Source organism: Magnetovibrio sp. PR-2 (assembly GCF_036689815.1).
Lineage (GTDB): Bacteria > Pseudomonadota > Alphaproteobacteria > Rhodospirillales > Magnetovibrionaceae > Magnetovibrio.
In genome coordinates, this window is sequence record NZ_JBAHUR010000001.1 from 256,281 (window position 1) to 276,419 (window position 20,139).

The 20,139-nt window shown below is 55.6% G+C and carries 18 protein-coding genes; 14 read left to right on the forward strand and 4 right to left on the reverse strand.

Annotated features, from left to right (window positions below):
* Positions 1–12: 12 nt before the first annotated feature.
* Positions 13–789 carry a bifunctional demethylmenaquinone methyltransferase/2-methoxy-6-polyprenyl-1,4-benzoquinol methylase UbiE gene (gene ubiE, locus V5T82_RS01325; protein WP_332893771.1) on the reverse strand — a complete coding sequence of 259 codons (777 nt, stop codon included), beginning with the start codon at positions 787–789 and terminating at the stop codon, positions 13–15.
* 59 nt (positions 790–848) lie between these two features.
* Between ubiE and mutM the strand changes: the two genes are divergently transcribed.
* The 5 genes from mutM (at position 849) to dnaA (ending at position 5,653) form a co-directional block, all read left to right on the forward strand.
* Positions 849–1,697 (forward strand): bifunctional DNA-formamidopyrimidine glycosylase/DNA-(apurinic or apyrimidinic site) lyase, encoded by an 849-nt coding sequence (gene mutM / locus V5T82_RS01330; protein ID WP_332893772.1) that lies wholly within the window; start codon positions 849–851, stop codon positions 1,695–1,697.
* A gap of 32 nt (positions 1,698–1,729) precedes the next feature.
* Complete coding sequence (locus V5T82_RS01335) at positions 1,730–2,089, forward strand: hypothetical protein (protein ID WP_332893773.1); 360 nt, start codon at positions 1,730–1,732, stop codon at positions 2,087–2,089.
* A gap of 61 nt (positions 2,090–2,150) precedes the next feature.
* Positions 2,151–2,948, forward strand: coding sequence for an enoyl-CoA hydratase (locus tag V5T82_RS01340; RefSeq protein WP_332893774.1), 798 nt, complete (start codon positions 2,151–2,153; stop codon positions 2,946–2,948).
* Between the two features lie 121 nt (positions 2,949–3,069).
* Positions 3,070–3,333, forward strand: coding sequence for a 30S ribosomal protein S20 (rpsT, locus tag V5T82_RS01345; RefSeq protein ID WP_332893775.1), 264 nt, complete (start codon positions 3,070–3,072; stop codon positions 3,331–3,333).
* Positions 3,334–4,183: 850 nt separating this feature from the next.
* Positions 4,184–5,653 carry a chromosomal replication initiator protein DnaA gene (gene dnaA, locus V5T82_RS01350; RefSeq protein ID WP_332893776.1) on the forward strand — a complete coding sequence of 490 codons (1,470 nt, stop codon included), beginning with the start codon at positions 4,184–4,186 and terminating at the stop codon, positions 5,651–5,653.
* A 78-nt stretch (positions 5,654–5,731) separates the two neighbouring features.
* On the opposite strand, the gene V5T82_RS01355 is transcribed toward dnaA, so the two are convergent.
* The gene (locus V5T82_RS01355; RefSeq protein ID WP_332893777.1) at positions 5,732–6,880 is read right to left on the reverse strand and encodes a hypothetical protein; all 1,149 of its coding nucleotides are present in this window, start codon (positions 6,878–6,880) and stop codon (positions 5,732–5,734) included.
* Positions 6,881–7,180: 300 nt separating this feature from the next.
* Between V5T82_RS01355 and V5T82_RS01360 the strand changes: the two genes are divergently transcribed.
* The 4 genes from V5T82_RS01360 to gyrB all read left to right on the forward strand — a co-directional run bounded on the left by V5T82_RS01360 (position 7,181) and on the right by gyrB (position 13,151).
* Positions 7,181–7,843 (forward strand): hypothetical protein, encoded by a 663-nt coding sequence (locus tag V5T82_RS01360; RefSeq protein ID WP_332893778.1) that lies wholly within the window; start codon positions 7,181–7,183, stop codon positions 7,841–7,843.
* A 450-nt stretch (positions 7,844–8,293) separates the two neighbouring features.
* On the forward strand, positions 8,294–9,412 hold the full coding sequence (dnaN, locus tag V5T82_RS01365; protein ID WP_332893779.1) for a DNA polymerase III subunit beta: 1,119 nt from the start codon (positions 8,294–8,296) through the stop codon (positions 9,410–9,412).
* Positions 9,413–9,450: 38 nt separating this feature from the next.
* The gene (gene recF / locus V5T82_RS01370; protein WP_332893780.1) at positions 9,451–10,671 is read left to right on the forward strand and encodes a DNA replication/repair protein RecF; all 1,221 of its coding nucleotides are present in this window, start codon (positions 9,451–9,453) and stop codon (positions 10,669–10,671) included.
* 11 nt (positions 10,672–10,682) lie between these two features.
* Complete coding sequence (gene gyrB / locus V5T82_RS01375; protein WP_332893781.1) at positions 10,683–13,151, forward strand: DNA topoisomerase (ATP-hydrolyzing) subunit B; 2,469 nt, start codon at positions 10,683–10,685, stop codon at positions 13,149–13,151.
* Positions 13,152–13,190: 39 nt separating this feature from the next.
* On the opposite strand, the gene V5T82_RS01380 is transcribed toward gyrB, so the two are convergent.
* Positions 13,191–14,645, reverse strand: coding sequence for a hypothetical protein (locus tag V5T82_RS01380; protein WP_332893782.1), 1,455 nt, complete (start codon positions 14,643–14,645; stop codon positions 13,191–13,193).
* Positions 14,646–14,858: 213 nt separating this feature from the next.
* On the opposite strand from V5T82_RS01380, the gene V5T82_RS01385 reads away from it, so the two are divergent.
* The 5 genes from V5T82_RS01385 (at position 14,859) to V5T82_RS01405 (ending at position 18,946) form a co-directional block, all read left to right on the forward strand.
* Positions 14,859–15,422 (forward strand): hypothetical protein, encoded by a 564-nt coding sequence (locus V5T82_RS01385; protein WP_332893783.1) that lies wholly within the window; start codon positions 14,859–14,861, stop codon positions 15,420–15,422.
* Positions 15,419–15,763 (forward strand): hypothetical protein, encoded by a 345-nt coding sequence (locus tag V5T82_RS01390; RefSeq protein WP_332893784.1) that lies wholly within the window; start codon positions 15,419–15,421, stop codon positions 15,761–15,763. Before V5T82_RS01385 ends, V5T82_RS01390 begins: the two co-directional genes overlap by 4 nt.
* Positions 15,764–15,835: 72 nt before the next feature.
* Positions 15,836–16,399: a TetR/AcrR family transcriptional regulator gene (locus V5T82_RS01395; RefSeq protein ID WP_332893785.1), complete on the forward strand. Its 564-nt coding sequence runs from the start codon at positions 15,836–15,838 to the stop codon at positions 16,397–16,399.
* Positions 16,400–16,594: 195 nt separating this feature from the next.
* Positions 16,595–16,942: a DUF2339 domain-containing protein gene (locus V5T82_RS01400; RefSeq protein WP_332893786.1), complete on the forward strand. Its 348-nt coding sequence runs from the start codon at positions 16,595–16,597 to the stop codon at positions 16,940–16,942.
* Between the two features lie 54 nt (positions 16,943–16,996).
* Complete coding sequence (locus V5T82_RS01405) at positions 16,997–18,946, forward strand: transglycosylase domain-containing protein (RefSeq protein ID WP_332893787.1); 1,950 nt, start codon at positions 16,997–16,999, stop codon at positions 18,944–18,946.
* Here V5T82_RS01405 and V5T82_RS01410 read toward each other — a convergent pair.
* Positions 18,929–20,116 (reverse strand): multidrug effflux MFS transporter, encoded by a 1,188-nt coding sequence (locus V5T82_RS01410; protein WP_332893788.1) that lies wholly within the window; start codon positions 20,114–20,116, stop codon positions 18,929–18,931. The genes V5T82_RS01405 and V5T82_RS01410 overlap by 18 nt on opposite strands.
* Between the last annotated feature and the right edge of the window lie 23 nt (positions 20,117–20,139).

Genomic DNA, 20,139 nt, shown 5'->3' on the forward strand with positions numbered 1-20,139 from the left:
CCCGGATTGATCTTATGTGCGCCAGGCGCTGTGAATGCAGGCAATGCCGCCGGTGAGGTTTTCATAACTCACCACATCCAGGCCAGCGTCTTCAATCATGGACTTAAACGTCTCTTGATTGGGGAAGCGGCGGATGGATTCGGCCAAATATTGATAAGACTCCCGGTCATCAGCGACGATTTCACCGATTTTCGGCAGCAAGGAAAAGGAATAGGTGTCGTAAATGTGTGAAAGGCCCGGCACCTGGACCGTGGAAAATTCCAGGCATAAAAAATGTCCGCCCGGCTTTAAGACCCGGCGCGCCTCTGACAGGGCGCGGTCGATATGGGTGACGTTGCGGATGCAAAAGGCAATGGTGTAGGCGTCGAACGTGGCGTCTTCGTAAGGCAGCTCTTCGGCGTTGCCTTGTTGGAACTGGATGCCCGACAGCAGTCCCTTGTCGATGGCGCGATCGCGTCCGACGGCCAGCATTTCATCGTTGATGTCGTAAACCGTGACATCGTCCCCGCCTTTGTTCATATATTTAAAGGCAATGTCTCCGGTGCCGCCGCCGACGTCTAACAGCTTTTGTCCCGCATGCGGGCGTAGCTTTTCGATCAAACGGTTCTTCCACAGGCGATGGACACCCATGCTCATGAGATCGTTCATGATGTCGTATTTAGACGCTACGGAATCGAACACGCCGCGCACCATGTCGGCTTTTTCTTCCGCGCGCACGGTTTTGAAGCCGAAGTGGGTGGTTTCCCCAGCTTCGGTTTGTGGCTGTTCGTGTGTGTTTGTATCGCTCATGGGGGGGACATTACTCCGAACTGGACGCGGATAAAAGGACTTCGTAAGCTGCTCTGATTATGCCCGAACTTCCTGAAGTCGAAACCGTGAAAAGAGGCCTCGCCCCCGTGATGGAGGGGGCTGGTTTCGTGCGTGTTGAGGTGCGCCGGCCCGATCTGCGCCGGCCCTTCCCCAAAAACATGGTCAAACGGCTGGAAGGCACAGAAATCTTGAAAGTTGGCCGTCGCTCGAAATATCTACTAGTCGATACAAGCCGCGATGAAACGCTCATTTGGCATTTGGGCATGAGTGGGCGAGTCCGGATCTATGCGCCGGGTGACGACATGCCCAAACCCGGCAAGCACGACCACGTTGAATTTGAACTGACTAATGGGTCAGTCATAGTTTTTACGGATCCCAGACGCTTCGGACTGATGGATTTGTGCGGGTCAGAGAACCTTCAGGATCATCCGCTGATTAAGGTCATCGGACCTGAGCCTATCGGAAATTCATTTTCGGGCCCGGTCTTGGCGGAGAGGCTTAAGGGTAAAACACAAGGCATTAAACAAGCCATCATGGATGCGCGGGTGGTGTGCGGTGTCGGCAATATATATGCGTCGGAAAGTTTGTTTCGCGCAGGCCTGTCGCCCAAACGCAAGGCAGGCACGGTTCAAGGTGGGCGCGCGGAAAAACTGGTGCGTGCAATTAAAAACGTTCTGGATGAAGCTATTCATGCAGGCGGGTCGACTTTGCGCGACCATCGTACCACGGACGGAGAACTGGGCTATTTCCAGCACAATTTTGCGGTTTACGACCGTGAAGGCCAAGCGTGTCCGGGCTGTGATTGTGATATTTCCAAGACAAAAGGCATTCAACGCTTGGAACAAGGGGGGCGGTCCACTTATTATTGTCCGCGCAAACAACGTTGATTCTTTTAAAAGCCCGCCCGAAAGGCGTCTTGATGCTGAAATCGCTATTTCCCATCGCTTTGGCCACGGCTCTGCTGCTCAGCAGTCCTGTGATGGCTGCCGATGCACTGTTTTCGACAGCCATTGAAGACTTGCCCTTGATGGAGGGCATGGTCGAACACGCAGACGCGGTGCAGTTTTCCACCTCTGCGGGGCGCATTGCCGAAGTGATCGTGGACGCGCCCTATTCCAAAGACGCCGTTTTAGCCTTTTATAAAGACACCCTGCCCCAGTTGGGCTGGACCGCCCTGGACCTAACAGAATTCAAGCGCGAGGGTGAGGTGTTGAAACTGACCATAGAGACCCAGGGCTCTAGCGTGGCGGTGCGCTTTGTTTTGGCCCCACACGAATAAATGCCGACAATAATAATAAATGAAACCTCCCCCAACCCGAACACCCAAAAGGACCCATCCTATGGATGCTGTTGTTGATATGAGCGAATACCAAACCATCCTTACCGATATTGAAGGCCAAGTGGGCCTGATCACGTTTAACCGGCCCGAGGCCCTGAACGCGCTGAATTCACAGATGATTACGGAAATGGGCCATGCCCTGGACGCGTTTGAAGCGAACGATGATATTCACGTGATTGTTCTGACGGGCTCTGAAAAGGCGTTCGCTGCGGGTGCTGATATTAAAGAGATGGCGGATAAATCCTTTAACGACGCTTATATGGGTGACTTTATCTCTGGTCCTTGGGATCGCTTGTCGACCTGTTATAAGCCCGTCATTGCTGCCGTGTCCGGCTTCGCGTTGGGTGGCGGGTGTGAAATGGCGATGATGTGCGATTTGATCATTGCGTCCGACACGGCCAAATTTGGCCAGCCGGAAATTACCCTGGGTATTGTGCCGGGTATTGGCGGCACGCAACGCCTGACCCGCGCCGTGGGCAAGGCCAAAGCCATGGATATGGTGCTGACGGGCCGCATGATGGACGTGGAAGAAGCCGAGCGCGCCGGTCTGGTGGCGCGCATTGTGCCGAAAGATGATTTGATGACCCAAGCCATGGAAATGGCGGCCAAAATTGCGACGTTCTCACGCTCGACCGTCAAGATGGCAAAAGAATCCGTGAACCGTGCCTTTGAAAGCACCCTGAACGAAGGGGTGCGCTATGAACGACGCTTGTTCCACTCGTGCTTCGCTACGTTTGATCAAAAAGAGGGCATGAATGCCTTTATTGAAAAGCGCAAACCAAAGTTTGAAAACCGCTAGGGCGAAACCCACTTAAAAAACGTCAAAAAACTGTTGCATAGAGGCTTGACGGAACCCCGGGAGCCCTTTATAAACCGCGCTTCCGTTCGAACATGCGTTCAACGCAAAGGTTAAAAAGAAAATGGCTAATCACAAGTCCGCTAAAAAGCGTATCCGTCAGACCGCCCGTCGCACCGATGTGAACGGCGCGCGTCGCTCCAGCATTCGCACCGCCATCAAAAAGGTGGAAGCCGCGATCATCGCTGGTGACAAAGAAACTGCTGCTTCCGCATTGAAGGCTGCTGAGCCCGAAATGATGCGCGGCGCGCAACTGGGTGTGTTCCACAAGAACACCATGTCCCGCAAAGTTTCGCGTTTGTCGGCAAGCATCAAAGCTTTGGGCTAACTCTGGGCTAAGCCCCAAAGCTTCGTCTTTGACGGTCGGACCCCGGTCCGCAAAAGTTTAAAACCGCACCGCTTTTTCGGTGCGGTTTTTTGCGTGTTGTTGGAACGGAGTGCTCGATTTAAAGTTGTACTGAATTTAGAGCTATTTCCGCCCTGTTTGCGAAGGTGTGACGAAGTGCACTGAAGCGTCTTTTAAGGCGGCGTAAAGTATTCATGCATAGGCTAGTCTGATTGGCCTATGGATGGCTTGTGAATCCGAATGTGGGGTTTGGCGAGCGTTAAAATACCCATATATGGTGGTTTTGTATAATCCGTGTGAAGGGTGTGATTTATCCCAGTTTTCCCCCGTTTTTGGTGCACATGTGGATAGCGGGCATGGATTGAATAGGGGTCTATGAGTCAAGCCCATTTTTTTTAAATATCTACACCCCGACGGCTTGAATCCACGCCCACAGCCCTCTAGTATCCAACTCGTCACGGGGCAGGGACCGACTGCACCAGTAATGTCGAAAATATTCATTCAGCTTATGAAGTCTGGATTGTTGTTTTCTAAACCCTCCGCACAATAAAAAGGATGGAGGGGATGGGGGTTTTACTTGTGTGGTTAAATAAAACCTCTGCGACCAACAATAATAAATTTATAGCTCTTGACCCTCTTGTGGGCAGTCTGGTGACTTGATCTGTACATAGCACTGCACAGTTCATGGGTCGCCTTTGGGTGGTAACGTTCTTTTTTGAGGCACTGACTAAATGTGTTTAATAAATTTGTTGGCGGCATGGCCGAATAAAGATTTTTGCGTGCGGCCAACGCAACCGGGGACCGATGTCCTGTCGATCTGGGGGGCCCAACGATGAACGGCGCAAATGTTGACGCCCATGTGGCCGAACAATGGGACGATGTCCTAACCAGCCTGCGCGGTGAAGTGGGTGAAGCCGCTTTCCAAAGCTGGCTGAAGCCCATGACCGTGCGCGAAATAATCGACGGTCAGGTGCGCATTTCCGTACCGACCCGTTTTATGAAGGACTGGGTGCAGGCACACTACGCCGACCGTCTGGGTGAGCTGTGGAGCACGCTGAACGCCGCGATCAAAGAGGTCGATGTGTTCGTTCAAGCGGAATACGGCCAAGACGATGCAAAAAAAGCGGCAAAAGCTGCCGCAGAGCGGGAAGACGCGGCCGCCGAAAACACCAACCCTGCACTGACGCAATTGGCACAAAGCCCCAAAGGCTCGCCTCATGTGCCCACAACGCGCCCGGCGGCTCCGGCTGCGGGTTCAGCGAACGAGGGCAGCTTGGACATTTCCGCGCCGCTCGATCCGCGCTACACCTTTGACAACTTCGTCGTGGGCAAACCCAACGAATTTGCGTACGCGGCCGCCAAGCGCGTTGCCGAAAGCCCCAACGCACAGTTCAACCCGCTGTTTTTGTACGGCGGTGTTGGCTTGGGCAAAACCCACTTGATGCACGCCATCGCCTGGCACATCCGCGAACAAGACCCGGCGCGCACGGTGATCTACATGTCAGCGGAAAAATTCATGTACCGCTTCATTCGGGCACTGCGCGAACAAAACACCGTAGATTTCAAAGATCAGTTCCGCAATGTGGACGTTTTGATGATTGACGACGTGCAATTCATTTCCGGCAAGGACTCGACCCAAGAAGAGTTTTTCCACACCTTCAACGCGCTGGTGGACCAAGGTCGCCAGATCGTGATTTCGGCGGATAAATCCCCGTCCGATTTGGAAGGCATGGAAGACCGTCTGAAGTCTCGTCTAAACTGCGGTTTGGTGGCCGACATTCACGCCACCACCTATGAATTGCGCTTGGGCATTTTGCAAACCAAGTCCGAACGCATGGGTGTTGATGTGCCCTCCAAAGTCATGGAGTTTTTGGCGCACAAAATTACCTCCAACGTGCGTGAGCTCGAAGGCGCTTTGAACCGCGTTGCGGCGCATGCCTCTTTGGTCGGTCGCGACATCTCGTTGGAAACCGCGCAAGACGTTTTGCACGATTTGATCCGGGCACACGATCGCCGGGTGACCATCGAAGAAATCCAGAAAAAAGTCGCGGCGCACTTCAACATCCGCACGTCGGACATGCACTCGGCCCGTCGCGCCCGCTCCGTCGCCCGCCCGCGCCAAGTCGCCATGTATCTGGCCAAGCAACTCACCAGCCGTTCGTTGCCTGAGATTGGGCGCAAGTTCGGTGGTCGCGATCACACGACCGTGATGCACGCGGTGAAAAAAGTCGAAGAGCTACGCGAACGCGACGCCACCTTCGCCGAAGACGTAGAGTTGCTGCGGCGTATGTTGGAAGGCTAAAGAGCCTCAACTGAGAAGATATACAATGGGCGGGTCAATGCTTTTGACCCGCCCATTTTGCTTATTCATAGCACACTATTAATTCTCAACAGGATCTCCCAAACCTGCCTTGACCATGCGGTCGCGCACGGTGTGGAGCTTGTCCATGAGGGCGGGTTCTGCGGCTCCGTAAGCGTCTTCATCCGTGGTGCGGTTGACCACGATGCCGAGCAATTCCGTAATCGCGTTGCCGATGGAGTTTTGGCTGATGGTGACGATGTAGTTGCCGCTGTCGTCGCGATATATCACCTGTTTGTAAGCCGGGCGCCAGCGGATGTCGTTGGCAAACTGCGGATCCATCTTGATGCGGTCGCGGATTTCTTTGGCGACGCGGTGAAAATCGTTGTTGAACATCAACACGTTGTCGACTTGACCCGGGAAGTATAAATCTTGCGGAACGCCGCCGCCGGGGTTGGCAACCAGGGCAAAAAACGCACGATAGAAATCAAGAAATCCTTTTAAGATAGCATCATATTCACGCCAGAATTGGGCCTCGACTATGCCGCTGAGCCCGCCTTTGACTTGCCAGCTGGGAAGACCCTGGGGATAGCCCGTGGCTTTCAGCGTACCGCACATGGGGTCTAGGGGCTCCAAGATTTGCAGATCCAGCACACCCATGAATTTGCGGTACACGTCGCTTAAATGATAGAGGAACAGGCTGTGGTGCCCGCCGTCGGTCAAGTTTGGGTTGTCCGGATCGGCCGCAGGGGCGTTTTGCAGCTGGTCTTGGCCGAACGCGATGAAGTGATTGTGGATCATGCGAATGGTGGGCACGCCGGGTTTGGCCAAGGGCCACGTGGCGTCCAGGCTCGCCTCGCCGCACATGATCAGGTTTTTTTCCGGGTCTGGGTAAATTTCGGCCATGTATTCGATAATGGTGCGCGAAATGCGGCTGAACACGTGGCTTTCACGATCAGACAATTGATCGCGGCGCACCGGACGGCCCAGGGGATCGAGGATGCGTTGGGACGTGTCCAAGATCACCGACGTGTCGAATTCGAGACTGTGCCCAATGGCCTTGCGATACATTAAAAAGTCTTCGGGGCTGCGCATCAACCCGTTGTCCAGCGCCAGATTGCGCAAGTTGGCGGCGGAGTTGAAAAACTCAACAGCCGTCATGCCTTCGGGGACGTCTAGGGGGATTTTACGGTGGGGTGTCATAACTTCGCGGGGAAAACCGATACTCATGCATTGTTCCTTAAAGCGCGTATCGGGGAGGCCGCGTGTTTCATTAGCTTACTGGCATATACACAATGGTAAAGGGGTTTTTGCTGCCTACCACCGAAAACATTGTCATTCCTGCGAAGGCAGGAATCCATGGGCGTGTGCTCAAAAGTGATCGTTAGAGACATGATTCTGAGAGGCCCATAGGCTCCTGCCTGCGCAGGAGCGACGGAGTTTGTTGTGATGCTACGGCCACTCTCTTGTGTGGTTTCCTAGGTGCTTGTTCGTATAATAGTTGTGCGATTCGCACTTAAGGAGGCCGTCTTGAAATACGCAATTGTTTTGACCGTTTTGTACATCGTGGCCCTCATTAGCGGTTTGTTTTGCCTCAATGTTGTTCCCAGTACTGCCAATGAATGGGGTGATTTTTTAGCTGGATTTGTAGCACCAGTTGCGCTGGGCTGGTTTATATGGACGCTCGCCCTACAGCGTCAGGAATTAGAGTTGCAGCGCAAAGAGATGAAGCTGACGCGTGGTGTCTTGGAAGATCAGGCCGAGATGCAGCTAAAATCTGCGAAGGCGATGCTGGAGGCCAATAAAATTGCAGCGAGTACATTATTTGCAGAGAGTGTAGGCCGACGGGAAAATTTATTTGACCAATATATTCAGGTGATTGGGGACGTTATGCCTAACCTTAAGTCGAGTACTGAAGATCCTGCAATGGACTTAGGGCTTGGATTAATACGGCCAGATTCTGTTAGTTCCGCAATAAGTTATTTTGATCATCTGCTGACAAATGGGATTGGTGCTGAAGATCAAAATTTGACGGACCAGCAGTTGGCGGCCCTTAAGTATTATACACATACATTTTCAAGATTTAGAGATGAGGCATACAAAAATGATCGTTTAATGGACGTGTTCGGTCCATACCATGATTTATGGGGAAAAATCCGCGCTTTTCTGGGCGAAGAAGGTGTTGATTACTAGAAACGGTGACGTCATTCCCGCGAAAGCGGGAATCCAGGGCGACACGAAGACTGTGCTGCACCGCCCCTGGGCTCCCGTTTTCACGGGAGCGACGTGTTGAAGTAAGCTCTTGGCAAACGCCGCACGAATCGCCAAATGATGCTTTTTTGACGGCTTGGCTCAACCGCTATCTATTGCCAGCAATTCGACCCCCATAACCATCTGATATTACGCCTGTATTCAACCCCAGCTAGCTTTAAGAAATCGCTTCGGGTTTGGGGGTGTTTTGCTATAATGGGCGACCTTTTTTAAGGGGAGGATTCGGGGGCGATTTCCGATCCGTTTTTGTGCGTTATCCGAAACTTGATTTTCGGGCGTTCGGTGCACAAATCCTAAGTCTTCCCGTCAGATGTCTGTGGGCGCGAAAGTGGATGCGCGCAACCTGTGTAGAAAGTTTGAGTTGGACAAGATATGAAGCTGATCATCGAAAGAGCCGCCCTGTTGAAATCCCTGGGCCACGTGCAAAACGTCGTTGAACGCCGAAACACCATTCCCATCCTCTCCAACGTGAAAATGACCGCAGGCGACGGCAAGCTCAGCCTCAACGCCACGGATATGGATTTGGACATTGTCGATGCCACCGACGCCCAAGTGACCGAGCCCGGCGAAACCACAGCGCCCGCGCACACGCTTTACGAAATTGTCCGCAAGCTTCCCGACGGGGCCGAGGTCGAACTGGACGCCACGTCCGGCGACGGCCAAATGGTTCTGCGCTCGGGCCGCTCACGCTTTACCCTGTCGTGCTTGGCGCCGGGTGATTTCCCGGTGATGAGCGGCGGCGATTTGCCCGTGAACTTCGGCTTGGCCGCCATTGAGCTGAAAGAGCTCATCGACAAAACCCGCTTTGCCATCTCCACCGAAGAAACCCGCTATTACCTCAACGGCATCTACCTGCACGCCGCAGAAGAAAACGGCCAGCCGGTGCTGCGCGCGGTGGCGACAGACGGTCACCGTCTGGCGAGTTCCGACGCGGAACTGCCGGACGGCGCGGGCGACATGCCTGGCGTGATCGTGCCGCGTAAAACGGTGAACGAGCTGCACAAGCTTATTGAAGAAACCGAAGCCGAAATCCGGGTGTCGCTGTCCGAAGCCAAGGTTCAGTTCGCGTTTAACGGCGTGGTGCTGACGTCGAAACTGATCGACGGCACGTTCCCCGACTACGAACGCGTCATTCCGCAGGGCAACGACAAAGAAATGAAGGTCGCGCGCAAACCGTTTGCAGAGGCTGTGGACCGGGTGTCCGCCATCTCCACCGAAAAATCCCGTGCGGTGAAGCTGACGCTGGATAACGGATCGTTGGTTTTGTCGGCCTCCAGCCCCGAAAGCGGCAGTGCGACGGACGAGCTGGAAACCGATTACGCCGGCGAGCGTTTGGAGATCGGCTTTAACTCCGCATATCTCTTAGAAATCATGCGTCAACTCGAAGGCGACGACATCACCATGTCGCTGTCTGACGCCGCATCGCCGACCATCATTCGTGAAGACGGCGATGAAAACGCACTCTATGTGCTGATGCCCATGCGCGTCTGATATCGCGCGACGCATCTCGAATAAGGCAAACGTCGAACGTGACACAGAATCAAGCCGTGGTTGGCTTCGATAGCCCAGATGATTCCTTAAGCGGTGCTCAAGACAGCACCCCGGGACGGCTGGCCTGCGCACGATTGACGCTGACAAACTTTCGCTGTTACGACCATGTCCGTCTGGAACCGGGGGTTCATCCGGTTGTTTTGACCGGCGCCAACGGTGCGGGCAAAACCAATGTGTTGGAAGCGTTGTCGTTCTTGATTCCGGGCTCAGGCCTGCGCCGGGCCAAACTGTTGGACGTGGGCCGGCGCGAACCGGGCGAAGACCAAGGCCGCCCCTGGGCTGTCGCGGCAGAGCTCGCCGGTGGTGTGGCCCCGGTGAAAATCGGCACGGGCCTGCAGGCGGACACAGGGGCTAAACGCGTGGTGCACGTGGACGGCGAAACTCAAAAGGCCCAGTCGGTTTTGAGCCAGCACTTCGCGGCGCACTGGCTGACGCCGCAAATGGATCGCTTGTTTTTGGACGGCTCTCAAGAACGCCGCCGCTTTTTGGACCGCTTGGTCTTCGCGTTTGATCCGGCCCATGCGGGACGGATTACGTCCTATAACCATGCCCTGCGCGAACGCGCGCGGCTGTTGGCGGACGGCAAAAATGACGATGCCTGGCTGTCTGCTTTGGAAGACACCATGGCGACCCGCGGCATGGCCGTGGCGGCCGCGCGCTTGCACGTGGCCGAACGTTTGGCCGCCGCCTGCACCGAAACGTCGAGCCTGTTCCCGGCGTGCGCACTGGCCATCGATGGTTTAGCCGAAGGCTGGGTGCATGAACTGCCCGCCTTGGAGGTCGAAGACCGCCTGCGCGCTGCGCTGAAAACCTCACGCACCCGCGATGCCCAAGCGGGCGGTGCGGGTGGCGCCTTAGAAGGCCGTCTGCCGCACCAGTCCGATTTGCTGGTGACCCACGCGGCCAAGTCTATGCCCGCGTCGCAATGTTCGACGGGGGAGCAAAAAATGTTGTTGGTGGGCTTGGTTCTGGCCGCCGCACGCCTGAGCGCGTCCGACGAAGGCCGTGTCCCCGTTTTGCTGATGGACGAGGTCGCGGCACACTTAGACCAAGACCATCGTGAAGCTTTATTTAGCGAAGTCCTGGCGCTCGGCTGTCAAGCGTGGTTCACCGGAACCGATGCGGGGTTGTTTAGCCCGCTTACAAACGAAGCCCAATTTTACACCGTGGCGGATGGCTCCGCCCTGCCCTTAACCTGATTGAGACCAAAATGAACGATCAAACCGAAGACCAAAACACACAAGAAAATGGCAACGCTGCCGATTATGATGCGGATTCCATTAAGGTTTTGAAAGGTCTGGAAGCCGTGCGCAAGCGTCCGGGCATGTACATCGGCGACACCGATGACGGTACCGGCCTGCACCACATGGTCTATGAGGTGGTGGACAACGGCATTGACGAAGCGTTGGGTGGTTGGTGCGATCTGGTCACCGTGGCCTTGAACGCGGACGGTTCGGTCACCGTCACGGATAACGGGCGCGGCATTCCGGTGGACATGCACGCCGAAGAAGGCGTGTCGGCGGCAGAGGTCATCATGACCCAGCTGCACGCGGGCGGTAAGTTCGACAGCAACTCCTATAAAGTCTCCGGCGGTTTGCACGGTGTGGGCGTGTCGGTGGTCAACGCTCTGTCCGATTGGTTGGAGCTCACCATTCATCGCGACGGCAAAGAACACACGTGTCGCTTTGAACATGGCGATACGGTGAAATCTTTGGAAGTCGTCGGCGACAGCCCGGTGTTAGACGATGGCAAGTTTTATACCGGCACCGCCGTGACGTTCCACCCGTCCGCCGCAACGTTCACCATGACCAACTTCGATTTTGCCACCTTGGAACACCGCCTGCGTGAATTGGCGTTTTTGAATTCCGGGGTGCACATGATCTTGTCCGACGAACGCCACGTGGACAAAAAAGAAGTGGACCTGCATTACGAAGGCGGCTTGATCGAATTTGTCAAATACTTAGACCGCGCTAAATCGGCCCTGATCGGCGAAACCATTTCCGTCACGGGTGAAAAAGACGACATCGGCGTGGAAATGTCCATGCAGTGGAACGACAGCTATCACGAACAAACGCTCTGTTTCACCAACAACATTCCCCAACGCGACGGCGGCACGCACTTGGCGGGCTTTCGCGGTGCGTTGACGCGCACCATCAACAACTATGTGAAATCTTCGGGCATCGCGAAAAAAGAAAAGGTCTCGCTGACCGGCGACGACGCGCGCGAAGGCTTGACGTGCGTGGTCTCGGTCAAAGTGCCGGATCCCAAGTTCTCGTCCCAAACCAAAGATAAATTGGTCAGCTCCGAAGTGCGCCCCGTGGTGGAAAGCGTTCTGTCCGAAGGCTTGGACCGTTGGTTCGAAGAGCACCCGGGTGAGGCCAAACAGGTCATTGGCAAAATCGTCGAAGCCGCCGCCGCACGCGAAGCCGCGCGCAAGGCCCGCGAGCTGACCCGGCGCAAGGGTGTGTTGGACATCACGTCGTTGCCGGGCAAGTTGGCCGATTGCCAAGAACGCGATCCGGCGAACTCTGAACTGTTTATTGTCGAGGGTGATTCAGCTGGTGGCTCCGCCAAACAAGGGCGTGATCGCTCCAACCAGGCGATCTTGCCGTTGAAGGGTAAAATCTTGAACGTGGAACGCGCACGTTTCGACAAAATGTTGAGCAGTGCGGAGATCGGCACATTGATCGCCGCCATGGGCACAGGCATCGGGCGCGAAGATTTCGACGCGGACAAATGCCGCTACCACAAAATCATCATTATGACCGATGCTGACGTGGACGGCAGCCACATCCGCACACTGTTGCTGACGTTCTTCTACCGCCAAATGCCCGAACTCATCGACCGCGGCTTCTTGTATATCGCACAGCCGCCGCTGTACCGGGTCAAGCGCGGCAACTCGGAAGTCTATTTGAAAGACGATCAAAGCTTGGAAGACTATCTGTTCAACACGGCCGTCGATGAAGGCACGGTGTTTACAGGCTTTGACGGCAGCCAAGTGGCTGGGCAAGATCTCCGCGCCCTGGTCGAGGAGGCACGGGTCGCACGCAGTTTGTTGATGGACATCGCCAAGCACGTTCCGCTGCAAATGGTGGAACAAGCCGCCATCTTGGGCGCGCTCAATCCACAAGTGCTGACCGATGCCGAGCACGCAAATGAAGTGGGTGAATACTTGGCCCACCGCCTGGACGCCATGGAAGACGAATTGGAGCGCGGCTGGCACGGAAAAGTCCTGGACGACGGCGGTCTGGAGCTGTCGCGCACCTTGCGCGGTGTCACGGAAACCCACGTGTTGGACGCTGCCGTTATCAAAAGTGCGGAAGCGCGGCGCCTAGACGAAATGGCGGGCACGCTGCAAAAGACTTACATGAAGCACGGCACGCTGACGGCCAAAGAAAAGGACCATGTCATTACGGGGCCTGTGGATTTGATCGACCGTGTCACCGAAATGGGCCGCAAGGGCTTGGCGGTCCAACGCTACAAAGGCTTGGGTGAAATGAACCCCGACCAATTGTGGGAAACCACGTTGGATCCCAACGTGCGCATCTTGTTGCAAGTCAAGGTCGAACATTCTGAGGACGCAGGCGAAGTGTTCTCGACCCTCATGGGCGACAACGTGGAACCGCGCCGCGACTTCATTCAAGACAACGCGCTGAAGGTTGCGAACCTGGACGTTTAAACCCTGGACGTCACATAACGTCCAGGGCTGATCCGTGCATTATTTCTTTGGCGCAGGCATCACCGGAACAACCGGCTGGGAGGCTGGCTTTTGCGGCTGTGTTTGTGTGACGGCGGGGTGGGTGAAGGTGAAGGTTGGTGTGGCTTCCCCACCGCTTCCACCGACGGGTCCGGCGACGGCTGCTTTGCATGGTGCGGACGCTTTGTCTTTGCTCACGTTCAACCAAATTCCCCGATAACCGATGGCGATGGGCCGCGCGAAGGAGCGGCGCATGCCAACTTGGCCGGAACTTGCGGAGGTAATCTGCAAACCGGCACCGGGAGACGTGCGCGCCATAATCGTGCTCAAGTGCGTGTTCGCCGTTTCGATCTGCGAGAGGATATCTAGGTTGCCAGGGTGTTGGGGGGCTTGCTCTTGCTCTTGCCCTGGCGCGGGGTCTTGAGCTGCTTGTGAACCTGTGCCCGCCCCGCCATCAGCGCCACCATCCGCCCCGCCATCCGGTGCGGGTTGGGGGGCGGGCTCTGGTTCTGCTTCTGGTGCTGGTGCTGGTGCAGTTTCGGGCTGCTTGAAGATGCGCGGATCGATGACGCTGAGATCCAGACCCAGGGCATTGGTTGTGTCCAGGTTGACAGAAATGTCGATGGATCGGGTATAGAACACTTCCGTGACACCGATCATCCACAATCCGTCAGACTTGTTTTTCACGTCACCATTTTCGCTTAGGGACATTTTGCGGTTCATGGGGAGCTTGGTTTTGTCGTCTGGATTGTCAAGAACCCGGCCTTCGTCCACCAGCATGGGCATGCGACCCTTAAGGGCTTCGCAGAGTTCGATGCTTTTGTTGGTGAGTGTTGGGAACGTGTTCAACAAAGGCAAGCTTAAGGATTCTGCGACGGGTATTTTGAGGGTCACGCTTTTGGTGCGCGAAAACAAACTGCCCAATTGACCCGTGAAGGCTTCCGTCGGGATCAGAACTGACAGGTCGCCCTTGTTAATGGTGGTGCTCAAGAAGTCTGGGAAGGCAACCAACCGCAACCGTTTTAAGTCGCGGGCCGCAGGTGAAGTGAATATGTTGCAGTTGTCTGGATTACCGGTGCACGACAGGCTGGCTTGCGGGACCAGGGCTGGTGGCGGGTTGGCGTTTTCTTCGGCGCCCGCCGGAAGAGAGACGGAAGCCCCGGTGGATAAGGGATAGCTGCTGCGGTTGGTGTAATAGTTTTTCAGTTCGGTGTTCAGGTTTGCATGTGCGCCAAGCAAGCTGATGGGCATATAGCCTTTCTCAGCAATGATCTGCTGCGCGGTTTGAGGCGGTTCCGTGATGTAAATGTCGCCAACTTGAAAGTCTTCGCGCGGTGGAAACACAACATTAACCTGAAGTTCGCGGATTTGTTTAAACCACTCTTTGGAAACAAACCCCGGTTCGTTGACTGTGTTGTGTAGGCAGGCGCTGAGCGTGCTTGCGCACGCAATCAGTAAAACGAGTTTCGGTCGCATTGAACCAATTCCTCCCTTGGGTTGGCACGTCCCTCTAGATAGTCCTACAAACCATATCGCAACTTTTAATTGCTGTACACTTGCGCGTGTTATAGATATTAATGCTCGTTGAACATGTATCAAAATAGTAAATGTGATCCAGTGTTCACAATCTGCGGGTGAGTTGCGTCTTGTATTGAGGTTGAAAATGCAATGACACAAGGAGCGAAGCAAATGGCCCAAGGAAAGGTGCACATTCGGATACGAGGGGGTCTCGCATCCCTGACGGCGGTATTGATTTTAAGCGCGTGCGCGGCCACGGGATGGGTGTCGCCCTATGATGCGACCATCGACAAAGGCATTACACAGTATGCTGTGGATTTGCAAGAACACATGGTGTTGCAGGTCTTGCAAAAACAACAACCCGGATACGTCTACAAACAAGACCTGCCGTTTTTCGCTAAGCAACAAGCCACCTTGGGTGGGTTGATTATGCGCGCTGAAACGTCTGACCCGGGCAAGGGCTGTGCCTTGTCAGACGCTGCGGTGTCCACCTTCGGGGACAAATTACCCAGCGCCTTGGGCGCGGCCATGAAGAACTACAATCCCAAGGGGGATGGCTGTAGCGTGATTTTGTTGAAAAATGTGCGCGCGCAATTGGATCAAATTGCGCTGTTGGAAAAAACCATGAAGGGCCTGAACCAGGCGGCGGCGACGGATGCAGTTAAAATTTCCAACCAAGCCGTTCGCGCGGTTTTGTCTTTGGAAGCTTTGAAGAAAAAAGGACTTAAGAAATGAAGGTATCGGTCGAAGACGTCTTTTTCTCCATGATGGATGCGGGGGCATCCTCGTTTGGCGACAACTGGCCGGAGGTCGCCACGTATGCCGAAACCGAGTTTAAAAAAATGGCACAGCAAATCTCCGACATCGCCAACAACGTGACCGCCAACGCCAAGGACCCGGCGCAGGGTTATGACGCCCAAGCGGGAAAAATCCTCATGGATATGCAGCGCATCTCCACCATCAGCGTGTTGGTCGCCATGTCGGCCATGACCATGATTATGGTGGAACAAGCCGTCAATGCCATGTTGGACGCCGTTAAAGGGGCCGTCGGTGGGGTGCTGACGACGATTTTATAACCCGCAGAAGGCTTGCACTTGCACGCTGAGCTGAGTAGGGTAAACAAAAGTTTACTCATTTAGGGGATAAGAATGCGCTCCGGGGAAAAGACCAAGGCGAATATCAAGCGTGCGGCCTTGGCGTTGTTTGTCGAAAAAGGTGTGGACGGTTGCGGCATGCGCGACATTGCCAAGGCTTCGGACATTACCGAAGGGGCCATATACCGCCATTTTTCCGGCAAAGAAGACCTGGTCTGGCGCCTGTTCGCCGACAACTTCGAACATTTCGCGGGTGAGCTCGACGCGCTGCAAGCCCAAGAATCCTCCACGGCGGCGAAAATCGAAGCCATGGTCCAAGGCTTCTGCCGTTTCTATGACGAAGACGAAACCTTGTTTCGGTTCCTCTTGTTGGTGCAGCACGGTCAACTCGACAAAGTCACCGATGACATGGCCAGCCCGATTTCTGTTGTGATGGGTGTTCTTCAAGCGGGAATTGACCAGGGCGAAACCCTGCCCGACCCGACCGAAGGTACGGCTTGGGTCATGGGCATTGTGCTGCAAACCGCCACGTTTAAAATTTATGGACGGTTGAGCGGCCCCTTGTCGGCACGCGCATCATCTCTGGCCGGCGCCTGTCTCGACGCGTTGGGCATCTAAACGCCTGACCTCAAAATATCCGACAGATCGACACTTCATGCCATCATGAGGTGTGTGTTTGCGCGTGCCCTTGACGATGAGGAGATACGCTCTTCATATAATAAACGTTTACTTATTTATGAGGTGCTGTCGCCTCTTTGATCTGAAGTCATCCGTGAGATGAGGTGGATATAAGGGGGCTTAAGATGGACGCGTTTGGCTGTAGGGCTGTTGATGTTCGCCTATGTGAATTTGAGTGTGCGTCAGCGGTTTCATGGCTCGGCCCTGTTCCAAGGCCCAAGTGTGGACGCGGAAATTTATGCGTATTCTGTGGCGTGGTTGGTTTTTGCCGGGGCAATGATGGGGTATGGATTGCAGCGCATTTTGCCGGTGTTGAGCAAAGTGGCGTTGGGGCTGTTGGGCGTCACCGCCATAAAAGTGTTCTTGTTTGACGTGGAAACGTTGAATTTGCTCTATCGCGCGCTGTTGTTCTTGGCGCTGGGCGGATCGTTAATCGCCTTGGGATTTGTCTATCAGCGCATGGTTCGCCAGGAACAAGCGTGAAATTCGTGCAGAAATTTATGGCCTGTTAAGTGTGTATGGCGCATATAAACAGCCATGAGCGGACAAAAGAAAAAAGATGCCAAGTTCTTCGAAGATGGCGAACGCCCTTCAGGCCCACGGTGGAAACGCTTGGCCTATTGGGGGGCGGTGGCCTTGGTTTGGGGCATCGTTTTCACGGCGGTGGGCGCGGTTTATATCGCGTGGGACTTGCCCGATGTGGACGAAGCCATAGCGGCCACGCGCAAACCCAACATCCGCATCGTGACCCGTTCGGGTGTGGAACTGGCCCGGCGCGGTGATCGGTATGGTGAGCCGGTATTGTTGGAAGACGTGCCGCCCGAGCTTCCCCACGCGATTTTATCGACCGAGGACCGACGTTTTTACGATCACTTCGGCATTGACCCCATCGGCATCGCACGCGCCATGTGGGTGAACATCAAGGCGGGCGGCATTCGCCAAGGGGGCTCGACCCTGACCCAACAAGCGGCGAAAAACTTGTTTTTGACGCCCAAGCGCACCATTAAACGCAAACTTCAGGAAGTCGTGCTGTCGCTCTGGTTGGAAGCGAAATTTACTAAGGACGAAATCCTCACGATTTATTTGAACCGGGTCTATTTCGGTCAAGGCACATACGGCGTGGACGCGGCGGCCCGGTTCTATTTCAAGGTGCCCGCGACGCGGCTCACGCCTTATCAGTCGGCACTGTTGGCGGGGATGCTCAAAGGTCCCAACAAGTACAATCCCATGTTGAAACCGAAGCTGTCGAAACAGCGCACCGCCGTGGTGTTGTCCAACATGGTGGCGGCGGGCTATTTGTCCGCAGAGGACCGCAAACGCATCCAGCCGCCCAAAACCTGGTGGACTTATAAACGCAAACGCAGCCAACCCATGGCGCATTATTTTGTCGACTGGGTGTTGGACCAAGCGGGCGATTATGTGACGTTGGACCGGGATGTGAACATTATCGTTACCATCGATCACCGCATGCAGCGCGCGGCGGAACGGCTGGTGAAAAAACTCATGGCGAAGGGCGGTCATGCTGCCCAGCGCGATGTGTCGCAAGTGGCCTTGGTGGCGCTGTCGCCGGACGGCGCGGTGAAAGCCATGATTGGTGGGGCAAATTATAAAACGTCAAAATTCAACCGTGCGGTTCAGGCCAAGCGCCAACCGGGCTCGGCCTTTAAGCCTGTGGTGTTTTTGGCGGGCTTTGATGCGGGTCTGGCGCCAGACAGTCGCATGACGGACGAGCCCATCACCATTGACGGCTGGTCGCCGAAGAACTTCAAGCAGGAATTTTTGGGCTCTATGAGCTTAAGCGAAGCCATGGCGCGCTCCATCAACACCGTCGCGGTGAAAGTATCGGAAAAGGCCGGGCGCGAGCATGTCGAAGCCACGGCACGCCAATTGGGCATCACCGCAAACCTCACGACCGAGCCCTCTATGGCCTTGGGCGTGAGTGAGCTGAGCGTGTTGGAAATGACCGCCGCTTACGGCCCGTTCGCCACGGGTGGATTTGGGCTGTGGCCTTATGGCATTTCGGAAATCCAAGACGCCGACGGCACGCCTATTTATGTGCGCAGCGGTGGCGGGCCTGGGCGGGTGATCCCCAAAGGTTATGCGGGGGCAATGAATACCATGCTATCGAGCGTCATTCGCGCCGAGCACGGCACCGGCAAGGGGGCGCGCATCAAGCGCCCGGCGGCGGGCAAAACGGGCACGTCGCAAGGCTATCGCGACGCCTGGTTCGTGGGCTATACGCCGGACCTCATCACGGGTGTGTGGATGGGTAACGACAATGGCGCGCCGATGAAGCGGGTCACGGGCGGCGGCTTGCCGGCCCGGCTGTGGCGCGATTTCATGACTCAGGCCTTGGCGAATTCTCCCGCACGGCCTTTGCCCGCAGGGCGCGTGACGGACCGCGATGGTGATGAGGGATCCATCAAAAAACAAAACCCGGTGGAAGAATTCATTAAAGGAATTTTTGGCTCAATCTTCGGCGACTAACCGGATCTGGCGCGAATAGATGTAACTGAGTGCGCCGCTAAGCGCGATCACCGCCATGGTCGGCAACGCCGTTCCATCGTGCACCAAGCCTACAAGCGCGCCCATACCGGCCGCCATACCCATTTGCGTAAAACCCATCAGCGCTGACGCGGCACCCGCCATGTGTGGGAACGGTCCGATAGACCCGGCCATGGAGTTGGGCATGACAATCCCCACCGAAGCGGAAAAGCCGAACATGGGGATGATGACGGTCCACAAGGCCGGCTGCACGGCTGTGAGCACCAGACCGATCAAGCCTGCAATGACCCCCAAAAAACTGCCGAACTTCACAACTTCATCGACGGAGTGCGACTTGGCCATACGCGCGCCGACCTGTGTTCCGATCATGTAACCTATGACAGGTGCTGCAAAGGCAAACCCGAAGGTTTGTGGGGTCAGCCCAAACGTGCCGATCAACACGAAGCTTGCGCCGGAAATAAACGCAAACAAGCCGCCGAAGCTAAACGCGTTGGTGAGGGTATAGGCGCGAAAATCCGGATGGCGCGCCAAGGACAAGTAGTTTTCGATCATGCGCCGGGGCGACAAAGCCAGCGGATCGGGCCGGGTGTTGGTTTCGGGCAGGACCGTAACGCTCAGCGCCAGCACGATGGCCCCAAACAGGCCTAAGGCGGCAAAGTTGGTTTCCCAACCAAAATAGTGTGTCAGCTGCCCCCCCAACAAGGGTGCGACCAAGGGGGCCACCGCCATGGCCGTGCCCATGTGCGCCAGCAAACGTGCGGCGTCTTTGGTTTCGTAAATGTCGCGCACGGCCGCGCGGCCTACGGCTCCGCCCGCGCAGGCCCCGACGGCTTGAAAAAAGCGCGCGGCAATCAAGGAATTGATGTCGGCGGCGAAATAACATGCGGCGGAGGCGAAGACAAACACACTGGCTCCGCCGATCAACACCGGGCGGCGGCCATAGCGGTCCGACAGCGGCCCCAAAATCAATTGCGCGCCCGCAAACCCGACCAAGTAAAAGCTTAGGGTCAGCTGGACCGCCGCCGTACTTGCCCCGAACGCTTCGCCGATGGCGGGCAGGGCGGGCAAATACATGTCCGTCGAAATCGGTGCAATGGCCACCAAAGCGGTGAGCAACGCCGACATCTGCAAGGAGCGGGGGTTCAGACGCATGGACCGCGTCTCCTAAAAACAAG

Excerpts from the sequence above, each read along its gene's own strand:
- ubiE (WP_332893771.1), bottom strand. The coding sequence starts at position 789 with ATGAGCGATACAAACACACACGAACAGCCACAAACCGAAGCTGGGGAA.
- mutM (WP_332893772.1), top strand. The coding sequence starts at position 849 with ATGCCCGAACTTCCTGAAGTCGAAACCGTGAAAAGAGGCCTCGCCCCC.
- V5T82_RS01335 (WP_332893773.1), top strand. The coding sequence starts at position 1,730 with ATGCTGAAATCGCTATTTCCCATCGCTTTGGCCACGGCTCTGCTGCTC.
- V5T82_RS01340 (WP_332893774.1), top strand. The coding sequence starts at position 2,151 with ATGGATGCTGTTGTTGATATGAGCGAATACCAAACCATCCTTACCGAT.
- rpsT (WP_332893775.1), top strand. The coding sequence starts at position 3,070 with ATGGCTAATCACAAGTCCGCTAAAAAGCGTATCCGTCAGACCGCCCGT.
- dnaA (WP_332893776.1), top strand. The coding sequence starts at position 4,184 with ATGAACGGCGCAAATGTTGACGCCCATGTGGCCGAACAATGGGACGAT.
- V5T82_RS01355 (WP_332893777.1), bottom strand. The coding sequence starts at position 6,880 with ATGAGTATCGGTTTTCCCCGCGAAGTTATGACACCCCACCGTAAAATC.
- dnaN (WP_332893779.1), top strand. The coding sequence starts at position 8,294 with ATGAAGCTGATCATCGAAAGAGCCGCCCTGTTGAAATCCCTGGGCCAC.
- gyrB (WP_332893781.1), top strand. The coding sequence starts at position 10,683 with ATGAACGATCAAACCGAAGACCAAAACACACAAGAAAATGGCAACGCT.
- V5T82_RS01380 (WP_332893782.1), bottom strand. The coding sequence starts at position 14,645 with ATGCGACCGAAACTCGTTTTACTGATTGCGTGCGCAAGCACGCTCAGC.
- V5T82_RS01385 (WP_332893783.1), top strand. The coding sequence starts at position 14,859 with ATGGCCCAAGGAAAGGTGCACATTCGGATACGAGGGGGTCTCGCATCC.
- V5T82_RS01390 (WP_332893784.1), top strand. The coding sequence starts at position 15,419 with ATGAAGGTATCGGTCGAAGACGTCTTTTTCTCCATGATGGATGCGGGG.
- V5T82_RS01395 (WP_332893785.1), top strand. The coding sequence starts at position 15,836 with ATGCGCTCCGGGGAAAAGACCAAGGCGAATATCAAGCGTGCGGCCTTG.
- V5T82_RS01405 (WP_332893787.1), top strand. The coding sequence starts at position 16,997 with ATGAGCGGACAAAAGAAAAAAGATGCCAAGTTCTTCGAAGATGGCGAA.
- V5T82_RS01410 (WP_332893788.1), bottom strand. The coding sequence starts at position 20,116 with ATGCGTCTGAACCCCCGCTCCTTGCAGATGTCGGCGTTGCTCACCGCT.